Below are 10040 nucleotides of genomic sequence, written 5' to 3'. Positions count from 1 at the left end.
CCAGGAATTCTTCCGTTCCTGGCCCGAGAGAAGCCCGCGCAGATAGTCCACCGCGTTCTCCCACGGCTCTGACCGGGCAAAACGCGGCCCGATCAGCTCACGGATCTCCTCCAACCCGTCAGCCCACTCCTGTACCTCTGCCACACAAACATCATCGCCCACCCGCAAGGATTAACACGGAAACGCCAGAAATCGTCCGAAACACGCCGAAGACAATAAAATAAACGCGACTGTAGTACTAGACGGCTCCGGCCGAGGGTGCAAGTCTCGACAACGTTCCCCTATCGATACACCCTCTGGAAGGACACAGCTATGTTCACCACATCCGAGGCCTTCAGCTCGTTCTCGGTGGACAACATCGATGAGGCGAGGCGTTTCTACGGCGACACCCTCGGCCTCGAGGTGCGGGACGGGATGATGGGCAACCTCGACGTTCGACTCGGAAACGGCGGCCGGGTGTTCATCTACGCGAAACCCGACCACGTGCCGGCGAGCTTCACCGTGCTGAACTTCGTGACCGACGACGTCGAGAAGACCGTCGACGAGCTCAACGCACGAGGCGTCACGACGAAGATCTACGGCGACGACGAGCTCCCCGACATGCCGCCCAACGACGCGAAGGGCATCATGCGCGACGAGGAAGACGGCGCCGCGATCGCCTGGTTCAGGGATCCCGCCGCCAACGTGCTCGCCGTGGTCGCGGCCACGGTGCCCGAGTAGTAGTCCCTGTGAGCCCCGGACCGACCTGAGTTGCGGACAAAGTACCTTCCCGTTCGAAACGAAGGGTGCTTTTCCGCAACTCAGTCAGGGAATCCGCGCTGAGGGGCGGCTTCAGAGTCCCGGCAGAACCTGCTCGCGCACCTTCTTGCGCAGGATCTTGCCGAGCATCGAGCGCGGCATCTCCTGCACCCGCACGATCCGTCGCGGAATCTTGTAGGCCGCGAGGTGGTCGCGGCAGTGCGCCCGCAGGCCTTCCTCGTCGAGCTCCGATCCCGGCCGGAGTTCGACCGCGGCGACGACCAGCTCCCCGCCCCGCTCGAGCGCCTTACCGAAAACGGCGGCATCGGCCACCGACGGGTGCAGCCGCAGGACGGCCTCGGCTTCGGATGGCGAGACGTTGAATCCGCCCGTGATGACGAGCTCCTTGGCTCGGTCCACGATCGTCGTGAACCCGTCCTCGTCCACGGTCACGATGTCCCCGGTTCGCAGCCAGCCATCCGGCAGGAGGGCCTTCGCGGTTTCTTCGGGGTTGTTCCAGTAACCCTGGAAGACCTGCGGGCCCTTCAGCAGCAACTCCCCCGGCTGGCCCTGCGGCACCTCGATGGTGGGGTCGTCCAGGTCGACGACCTTCATCAGGGTCGACGGGAACGGCACGCCGATCGTGCCGGTGCGCCTGGTCGGGTGGAACGGGTTGCCCAGGGCCACCGGGGAAGACTCGGTCATCCCGTAGCCCTCCACCAGTAGTCCGCCGGACACCGACTCCCACAGTTCCACGACGTGGTCGGGCAGGTTCATCGCGCCCGAGATGCAGAACCGGCACGACCGCAGCGAGACCCCCTTCTCCTTCGCGGCGATCGCGGTGCGCTCGTAGATCGGCGGGACGGCGCAATAGACGGTCGCCGGCGACTTCTTCATGGCGTCGAGCACCAGGTCCGGGTCGAACTTGGGGAAGAGCACGAGCAGGGCCTGCTTGCGGATGCCGTAGGTGAGGTAGAGGGTCATGCCGAAGGCGTGGAACATCGGCAGGATCGCGTAGAACACCTCCTTGCGGTACTCGGCCCCCTGCATCCACGCCTCGCCCTGCAGTGCGTTGGAGTAGAGGTTGAAGTGGGTGAGCATGGCGCCCTTGGGGTTGCCCGTGGTGCCGGAGGTGTACTGGATGGCCGCCAGGTCGCCCACCGACGGGCGGGGATGCTCGGGGTCGATTCGACCGTGGCCGAGCAGCTGCTTCCAGGGGATGGTTCCCGGCGCGGGGCCGGTCAGGGCCTCCCGCGACTCGCGCAGGCTCTTCACCGGCAGGTGCAGCGCGAGGCGCTTGACCGTGGGGAACGCCTCGAGGAGGTTGACCGAGACGACGTGGTCGACCTCGATGTCGGCCGGGAACGATTTGACCTGCGCCGCGGATTTGTCCCAGGCGATCACGACGCGGGCCTGGTGGTCTTCGAACTGGTGGCGCAGCTCCCGCGAGGTGTAGAGCGGATTCTGCTCCACCACCACGGCGCCCAGGCGCAGCACCGCGTAGAAGGCGACGACGTGCTGGGGACAGTTCGGCAGGATGATCGCGACCCGGTCGCCCGCCCGCACCCCGAGGTGGCGCAGGCCCTCGGCCGCCCGGTCGATCTGGTCGCCGAGCTGCGTGTACGTCGTGCGCCGCCCGAAGAACTCCAGGGCCGGGTGGTCACCGGCCTCGGCCACGGAGCGCTCGAGCATCGCAACGAGCGACTCCGTGGGCAGGTCGATCTCGGCCGGGACTCCCGGCTGGTAGTTCTTCAGCCAGGGCTGCTGGTCGGTGTTCGGCATAGTCCCATCATCCCGCGAACGCCCCCGCCGCGTCGCCCGCGTGGCCGGGCGGCGCGGCATCCTGCTACTTGAGAATGCGAATGAGCTTCTTGTTGGCGAACTCCGCGATGCCGAAGCGCCCCAGCTCGCGGCCGAACCCGGACCGCTTCACTCCACCGAAGGGGAGCTCCGCGCCGTCGAGCAGCGAGCCGTTGATGAAGACCATCCCCGCCTCGATCTGGTCGGCGACGCGCAGGGCCTGCTCCGGGTCGGTGGTGAAGAGGTAGGAACCCAGCCCGTACGGGATGTCGTTGGCCACCTGCACCGCCTCGGCCTCGTTCTGCACGCGGTAGATCGCGGCGACCGGGCCGAAGAACTCCTCCCGGTAGGCGTCACTGTGCGGGGAGACGCCAGTGAGGACCGTCGGCGAGAAGAAGGCGCCCTTACGGCTCCCCCGCGCGGCAACGGTCGCGCCCTGGGCCTCCGCGCGCTGGAGCTGCTCCTCGAGGTTCTCGGCGGCGCCGACCGAGGAGAGCGGCCCCAGCGTGGTGTCCGGCGACGTGGGGTCGGCGGGGACGTTGCCGGTGATCTTCGCCGTGAAGAGTTCCAGGAAGGCGTCGTACAGGCCGTCGATCACGATGAAGCGCTTGGCGGCGTTGCAGGACTGGCCGGAGTTGTCCAGGCGAGCGTCAACGGCCGCGTCGACGGCTTCCTCGAGGTTGTCCGTGCTGAGCAGAATGAACGGGTCGGATCCGCCCAGTTCGAGCACGACCTTCTTGAGGTTGCGGCCGGCGACCTCCGCGACGGCGGCCCCGGCCCCCTCAGAACCGGTCAGCGAAACACCGCAGACCCGGGGGTCCGGGATGATGATGTCGGCGATCTGGGCGTTGGACGCGTAGAGGTTGCGGTACGCGCCGGCGGGGAAACCGGCATCCGTGAAGATCTGCTCGATGGCGGCGGCGGACTCGGGGCACTGCGAGGCATGCTTGAGCAGGATCGTGTTGCCGAGAACCAGGTTCGGGCCGGCGAAACGGGCGACCTGGTAGTACGGGAAGTTCCACGGCATGATTCCGAGGAGCACACCCAGCGATGCGTTGCGGATAAAGGCCGAGCCCTCGCCGCCGAGCAGCTCGATCGGTTCATCGGCGAGGAAGGCCTCGCCGTGGGTGGCGTAGTACGAGTAGATGTCCGCCGCGAAGTCGACCTCGCCGAGGGCCTGCTCGAGCGGCTTGCCCATCTCGCGCACGATGAGTTCGGCCAGGTGCTCGCGCCGCTCGGTGTGCAGGTCGGCGACTCGCTGCATGAGGGCTGCCCGTTCGGCAACCGACGTGCCGCGGAGCTCACTGTGAGCACGATCCGCAGCCCCAATGGCGTCGGTCACCTCATCATCTGTTGTCAGGGGAAAGCTCGATCCCTTGACGCCGGTTGCGGGGTTCGTGACGACATATTTGCTCATGATCGCTCCTGTAGGTGTCTTCGTTAACGCCAACCGAGAGCGGACAACCACTCTCGCGTGGTTACAGTCTGCCGCAGTATCGGCGGATCGATGCTGCTCGACTCGATATCCGGCGGATGTTTTCCGTTCCGATTAAGCCGTCCGGGGGATGAAATCGTCAGTTGCAGCCATCTTTCAGGGGCGAAAGGGTCAGCGCAGGAGAGGTCGAGGCGGGCCGCGCACCGCTTCGCTCAGGCTGCTGGTGCGACGTCCCAGAAGAACTGGTCGTCGCTGTCCCGGCCGGTGATGGTCAGGCCGTTGTCCTGGGCGTACTCCTCGACGGTGCTGTCCAGCTCGTCCACGATGCGATCGAACAGGATGTCGTATTCGTCCGAGTCGAAGGTGAACTCCTCCGCGCGAATGACGTCGCTGGCCGACAGCCGCGCGACCTCCGTGTACTGGTCCTGCTCGTCGATCGTGCTGATCACGGCGACGCTGTCCCAGGTGAGGAAGTCCCCGTCGTCCGTTTCGGTGACGCCCGTGAAGTAGGCGTTGATTCGCTTGAGAGCCATTCTGACCTCCCTTGGCCCGGATGCCGGCACCTGGTTTGTGCCGATGGTATGCCTATCCGCAGTTTGTGCCATACCCCCAGGGGCCTTTTTGGGGGGCCCAATCGGGTTCCCCTCCCACTGACCACGCGGACCGGTCCGGCGTAAAATCCGGTGTATGGCCAATCGCGTAGAAATGACGCGTGAAGAGGTGCGGGCCGTCATGACCGGGGAGAGTCCCGGCCTGGCCCGAACGAGGCGCCTCAGCGGGCCACAGCACGCGGCGGCAGCGATACATGCGGCTGTCGGTCGGCGAATCATGGGATGGATGCGTTCGTCACGAGACGGAGGGCTGATGCGCTCACTGCTCCTGACCACCCTGCTCCCCACCACCCTGGCCCTTCCGCTCCTGTTCCTGGCCGGATGCGCCACGCAGCCGTCGACCACGTTCAGGTCGGCGGAGCCCACGGCCGCAACCGAGCGCGTGGTGATTCGGCCCGTGACCCCGGTCGGCCTGCCGGCCCCGGGCTTCAGCGTCACCGAGGACACGTCCGTCACCGTCGACTGCGGCGCCACCTCGTTGAACCCGCGGCCGTCCCCGGTCGCCGTCGACGACGACATCCTGGCCTGCTTACCGTCGAGCGCCTACGCCGTCGCCTGCTGGCCGGATCCGTCCCCGTCGTCCGTTGTCTGTTACGGCGACCCGTGGGAGAAGAGCCTCGTCCGGATGCCGACCGTCGGCAGCGTTCCCGCGGTATCCGCGCCGCCGCAGGCGCAAGCGCTGGGCCTGCTCCTGAGCGATGGCGATCGCTGCCGAATCCGCAGCGGAGGCGTCTGGAACGACCTGGCCCGGCACACCGGCTGGTACGGGACGTACTCGTGCGAGGGAGGCGAGGCAATCTGGGCCGAGAGCGCCGACGGCGTCGATCGATCCTCACCGCGGTGGACCGTCGAGGTCGCACCGATATCGGGCGCCGGGCCGCTCCGCACCCGCGGAGTTGTCACCGCCTATTTCGTCGGAACACAGGACGGTTGAGCGGGAGCATCCGGCCCCACGCACCGTTCGCACACTTCTAACGAGTACCGTTAGAGTATGACGTCTCCTGACCCAACCGCGCCCGAGGCAAACACTGCCCGCGAAACGATAACCTTCTCCGACCTCGGGCTCAGTGATGCGATGCTCAAGGCGCTCAAGGACGTCGGCTACGAGACCCCGTCGGCCATCCAGGCCGCAACGATTCCTCCTCTCCTCTCCGGCCGCGACGTGGTCGGCCTCGCCCAGACCGGCACGGGAAAGACGGCCGCTTTCGCGTTGCCTATCCTGTCGCGCCTCGACGTGTCGCAGAAGAGCCCCCAGGCGCTGGTACTCGCGCCCACCCGTGAGCTCGCCCTGCAGGTCTGTGAGGCATTCGAGAAGTACGCGGCGCACATGCGCGGCGTGCACGTGCTGCCCGTCTACGGCGGCCAGGGTTACGGCACGCAGCTCTCCGCCCTGCGCCGTGGTGTCCACATCGTCGTCGGCACGCCCGGCCGCATCATGGACCACCTCGAAAAGGGCACCCTCGACCTCTCGCAGCTCAAGTACCTGGTGCTCGACGAGGCCGACGAGATGCTCAAGATGGGCTTCGCCGAGGACGTCGAGACCATCCTCAAGGACACTCCGGAAGACAAGCAGGTCGCGCTGTTCTCGGCCACCATGCCCGCGCAGATCCGACGGATCTCGAAGCAGTACCTGAACGACCCCGAAGAGATCACGGTCAAAAACAAGACCACGACCTCCGTGAACACGACCCAGCGCTACCTGATGGTGTCCTACCCGCAGAAGGTCGACGCTCTCACCCGCATCCTCGAGGTGGAGAACTTCGAGGGCATGATCGTGTTCACCCGCACCAAGAACGAGACGGAGACGCTCGCCGAGAAGCTGCGCGCCCGCGGCTACTCGGCGATGGCGATCAACGGCGACGTGCCCCAGGTGCAGCGTGAGCGCACCGTCAACCAGCTCAAGTCGGGCAAGCTCGACATTCTGGTCGCCACGGATGTCGCGGCCCGCGGCCTCGACGTCGAGCGGATCAGCCACGTCGTCAACTACGACATCCCCATCGACACCGAGTCCTACGTGCACCGCATCGGCCGCACCGGCCGGGCGGGCCGCAGCGGCGCCGCGATCAGCTTCGTCACGCCGCGCGAGCGTCACCTGCTCAACGCCATCGAGCGGGCGACCCGCCAGCCGCTGACGCAGATGCAGCTGCCGAGCTTCGAAGATGTGAACGTCACCCGACTGGCCCGCTTCGACGATGCGATCACCGAGGCCCTCAGCCAGGCCGATCGGATCGCGACGTTCCGCGACATCATCGGGCACTACGTCGAGCACCACGACGTGCCCGAGGCCGATGTTGCCGCCGCCCTCGCGGTTGTCGCGCAGGGCGAGACGCCGCTGCTGCTCTCCCCCGAGGACGCCCGAGCGCAGCGTCACGAGCGAGTCGACCGCGACCGCGGTGACCGCCCGGATCGCGCCGAGCGTCCGGAGCGCGGCGACAGAGGTGGCCGTGACGACCGCGGAGACCGCGTCCTGCGGAGTGAGCGTCCGGTTCGTTCGACCGGCAAGCCGATGGCGTCGTACCGGATCGAGGTCGGTAAGCGGCACAAGGTGGAGCCCCGGCAGATTGTCGGCGCGATCGCCAACGAAGGCGGACTGAGTCGGGAAGACTTCGGCCACATCCAGATCAACCCGGAGTACTCGATCGTGGAACTCCCCGCTGACCTCCGCGGCGATGTTCTGAGCAAGCTGGAAAACACCCGCATCAGCGGCAAGCTCATCGAGATCCGCCCCGACCGCGGCGGTGCACCCCGCCGCGACGACCGCGGCGACCGGCCGGACCGGAAGTCCTACCGCGACTAGGTTTCACCGGCACAGCAAGAAATCGCTCCTGAGCAGTCTCAGGAGCGATTTCTGTTAGTCATTGGTGACGGCCTCGAGCACGATCTGACCAGCGCACAATCCGCCGCGGCGACCATGACCGCGACGCCAGTTCCGACGATGCAGAACAGGATGACCGAGACCGAGAGCGGGAAGATCCTGATCCCCCTCTCCAGGGCGTCGAGGCCGGTTGAGCGCCCACCCGGCGGTTCAGACGCGAGCGCGAATGTGGTCGTTGCCCCGCATCCGCACGGCCACGACGAGTCCGGATGCCGCGGTCAGGGCCGCGACCACGGCGACAGCGGCCGGAATGCCGAAGGCGTCCGCGATCAGTCCGGACAGCAGCGCCCCGACCGCGAAGCCGCCGTCACGCCACAGGCGGTAGGCGCCCACCGAGCGGGCCCGCCATTCGGGGTGGGCGACGTCGCCGATCGCGGCGAGAAGCGTCGGGTAGACCATGGCGGTGCCCGCCCCGAGCAGCACGGCGGCTGCCAGCCAGATCCCGAAGCTGTCCCCGACGGCGACCATGCCCAGGGCGACCGCCTGCACGATCATTCCGCCGACGATCAACCACTTGCGGCCGATCCGGTCGGAGAGTCCGCCGGTGATCAGCTGGCCGGCTCCCCAGACCGCCGGGTAGACGGCGGCCAGGATGCCGATGCGCTCGATGCTGAGCCCGGCTGAGGCGAACAGGATGGGGAAGAGCCCCCAGGCCAGGCCGTCGTTGAGGTTGTTGACCATCCCGGCCTGGCTGATCGACGATAGGGAGCGGTCCCGGAAGCTCGTGAGGGTGAAGACCTGCCGGTCGCTGAGGGAGCCGGCGTGGGCGTGCACGGACACGTGGTTGGCCGCCTCGGTCTTCGCATGGTGGTGCGTTTCGCGCACGAAGAGCACGGAGAGTCCGAGACCCAGGGCGATGAAGGCGGCCCCGAGCAGGAACGGGCCGGGACGCAGCCCGTGCTCCGCGGCGATGTATCCGGTGGCCAGGGCCGTGGCCGCGACACCGAGGTAGCCGGCCGCCTCGTTGAAGCCCATGGCCAGGCCGCGCTGCTTCGGGCCGACGAGGTCCATTTTCATCATCACGGTCGTCGACCAGGTCAGTCCCTGGCTGATGCCGAGGATCACGTTGGCCGCGACTATCCAGCCCCAGGTCGGGCCGAGGATCAGAATCAGCGGCACAGGAATGGCGATCAGCCAGCCGGCGATCAGCACGGGCTTTCGGCCGTAGCGGTCGGAGAGGGTGCCGGCGAAGTAGTTAGTGCCGGCCTTGGCCAGGCCGAAGGCCAGGATGTAGGTCAGCGCGCCCGTGTACCGGTCGAGGTGGAAGACCTCGTCTGCCAGCAGCGGCAGCACGGTGCGCTCCTGGCCGAGGGTACCGCCGACCAGCGCATTGACGGCGACGAGCAGCATGAACTGGGCGAAGTTCTGCCGGAGACCCAGCTTGATCACGCGGCGCTCCTGGCGATGGTGGGGACAAGACGCAGCGTTGCCATGGTGCACGCACTCCTCAGGTCGCACGACCCCGCCATTCGGCGGGAACACTCAATATTCCATAAAACCATGGATTACTAGTAGATACTAGTCTGAAGGGAACCGGGAGGAACGCACATGGGCGATCGGGAGAAGAAGTCGGCGCTGTTCGAGCAGTTTGCCCGCGTCGGCAAGGCGCTGGGCAGCGGGAAGCGCCTGGAGCTGATCGACCTTCTCGCCCAGGGCGAACGCACCGTGGAGTCGCTGGCGACGGCGGCCGGCCTGGGGCTGAGCACGGCATCCGCCCACCTGCAGGCCCTCAAGCAAGCCGGCCTGGTGTCCACCCGCCGGGAGGGCACCCGGATTCACTACCAACTTGCCGGAGACGATGTCGCCAGGCTGTACAGCCTGATGCGCACCGTCGCCCGGAACCACCTTGCCGAGGTGGAGCAGAAGCGCATCGCGTACCTCGGGCAGGGCGAATTCGACGCGGGCGACGGTGACGCGCCCCAGGAGATCACGCGTGAGGACCTCCTCGCCCGCGCACAGGCGGGGACGGTCACCGTGCTGGACGTCAGGCCGCGGCAGGAATTCCGGGCCGCACACATCCCCGGCGCCCTCTCCATTCCGCTTGAGGAACTCAGTGCCAGACTCGGCGAGTTGCCGCTGGGCCGCGACATCGTCGCCTACTGCCGCGGCGCGTACTGCGTGCTCGCCTACGAGGCAGTCACCATGCTGCGCCAGGACGGCCGCCCCGCAGCGCGCTTGCACGAGGGCATGCTGGAATGGCGCCTGGCCAACCTGCCGGTGTCCTCCGACGCTGCGTGACTCCTGCCTGCCGGACTCCTGCCGCGGTCGGCTAGTCGTTCTGGGGGAAGCCCAGGTTGATGCCGCCGTGGCTCGGGTCGAGCCAGCGGCTGGTCACGGCCTTCTCCCGGGTGTAGAACGCGACCCCGGCAGGGCCATAGGCCTTCGCGTCACCGAAGAGCGAGTTCTTCCAGCCGCCGAAGGAGTGGTACGCCACCGGCACCGGGATCGGCACGTTGATGCCCACCATTCCGACCTGCACCTCGTTCTGGAAACGGCGGGCCGCCCCGCCGTCGTTGGTGAAGATCGCCGTGCCGTTGCCGTACTGGCTGCTGTTGATCAGGTCGAGGCCCTCGGTGTACGT

9 protein-coding genes are annotated in these 10040 nt (G+C 67.2%); 4 read left to right on the top strand and 5 right to left on the bottom strand.

Going from position 1 to position 10040, the window contains the following annotated elements; all coding sequences use genetic code 11:
* Window positions 1–312 precede the first annotated feature (312 nt).
* Window positions 313–720: a VOC family protein gene (locus tag E3T54_RS11510; protein WP_134475802.1), complete on the top strand. Its 408-nt coding sequence runs from the start codon at window positions 313–315 to the stop codon at window positions 718–720.
* A gap of 111 nt (window positions 721–831) precedes the next feature.
* Here the strand turns inward: E3T54_RS11510 and E3T54_RS11505 are convergent, their stop codons facing one another.
* The 3 genes from E3T54_RS11505 to E3T54_RS11495 form a co-directional block, all read right to left on the bottom strand.
* On the bottom strand, window positions 832–2520 hold the full coding sequence (locus E3T54_RS11505) for a long-chain-fatty-acid--CoA ligase (protein WP_134475801.1): 1689 nt from the start codon (window positions 2518–2520) through the stop codon (window positions 832–834).
* Window positions 2521–2584: 64 nt separating this feature from the next.
* Window positions 2585–3955: an NAD-dependent succinate-semialdehyde dehydrogenase gene (locus E3T54_RS11500; protein ID WP_134475800.1), complete on the bottom strand. Its 1371-nt coding sequence runs from the start codon at window positions 3953–3955 to the stop codon at window positions 2585–2587.
* Window positions 3956–4185: 230 nt separating this feature from the next.
* Entirely contained in the window at window positions 4186–4506 is a 321-nt protein-coding gene (locus tag E3T54_RS11495) for a hypothetical protein (protein ID WP_134475799.1), read from the bottom strand.
* Between the two features lie 331 nt (window positions 4507–4837).
* On the opposite strand from E3T54_RS11495, the gene E3T54_RS11490 reads away from it, so the two are divergent.
* Window positions 4838–5518 carry a hypothetical protein gene (locus tag E3T54_RS11490; RefSeq protein ID WP_134475798.1) on the top strand — a complete coding sequence of 227 codons (681 nt, stop codon included), beginning with the start codon at window positions 4838–4840 and terminating at the stop codon, window positions 5516–5518.
* Between the two features lie 57 nt (window positions 5519–5575).
* The gene (locus tag E3T54_RS11485; RefSeq protein WP_092325117.1) at window positions 5576–7381 is read left to right on the top strand and encodes a DEAD/DEAH box helicase; all 1806 of its coding nucleotides are present in this window, start codon (window positions 5576–5578) and stop codon (window positions 7379–7381) included.
* 228 nt (window positions 7382–7609) lie between these two features.
* Here E3T54_RS11485 and E3T54_RS11480 read toward each other — a convergent pair whose 3' ends face one another.
* Window positions 7610–8809, bottom strand: coding sequence for an MFS transporter (locus tag E3T54_RS11480; protein WP_134475803.1), 1200 nt, complete (start codon window positions 8807–8809; stop codon window positions 7610–7612).
* Between the two features lie 198 nt (window positions 8810–9007).
* Between E3T54_RS11480 and E3T54_RS11475 the strand changes: the two genes are divergently transcribed.
* Complete coding sequence (locus tag E3T54_RS11475) at window positions 9008–9697, top strand: metalloregulator ArsR/SmtB family transcription factor (RefSeq protein WP_134475797.1); 690 nt, start codon at window positions 9008–9010, stop codon at window positions 9695–9697.
* Between the two features lie 31 nt (window positions 9698–9728).
* On the opposite strand, the gene E3T54_RS11470 is transcribed toward E3T54_RS11475, so the two are convergent.
* The coding region (locus tag E3T54_RS11470) for an aldehyde dehydrogenase family protein (RefSeq protein WP_134475796.1) at window positions 9729–10040 on the bottom strand (312 nt) is incomplete at its 5' end.

It is taken from the genome of Cryobacterium sp. Sr8 (genome assembly GCF_004403225.1).
GTDB lineage: Bacteria > Actinomycetota > Actinomycetes > Actinomycetales > Microbacteriaceae > Cryobacterium > Cryobacterium psychrotolerans.
This window is presented reverse-complemented; position numbering and strand designations above follow the sequence as displayed.

Coding starts and splice junctions, on each gene's coding strand:
- E3T54_RS11510 (WP_134475802.1), top strand. CDS start 313: ATGTTCACCACATCCGAGGCCTTCAGCTCGTTCTCGGTGGACAACATC.
- E3T54_RS11505 (WP_134475801.1), bottom strand. CDS start 2,520: ATGCCGAACACCGACCAGCAGCCCTGGCTGAAGAACTACCAGCCGGGA.
- E3T54_RS11500 (WP_134475800.1), bottom strand. CDS start 3,955: ATGAGCAAATATGTCGTCACGAACCCCGCAACCGGCGTCAAGGGATCG.
- E3T54_RS11495 (WP_134475799.1), bottom strand. CDS start 4,506: ATGGCTCTCAAGCGAATCAACGCCTACTTCACGGGCGTCACCGAAACG.
- E3T54_RS11490 (WP_134475798.1), top strand. CDS start 4,838: ATGCGCTCACTGCTCCTGACCACCCTGCTCCCCACCACCCTGGCCCTT.
- E3T54_RS11485 (WP_092325117.1), top strand. CDS start 5,576: ATGACGTCTCCTGACCCAACCGCGCCCGAGGCAAACACTGCCCGCGAA.
- E3T54_RS11480 (WP_134475803.1), bottom strand. CDS start 8,809: ATGCTGCTCGTCGCCGTCAATGCGCTGGTCGGCGGTACCCTCGGCCAG.
- E3T54_RS11475 (WP_134475797.1), top strand. CDS start 9,008: ATGGGCGATCGGGAGAAGAAGTCGGCGCTGTTCGAGCAGTTTGCCCGC.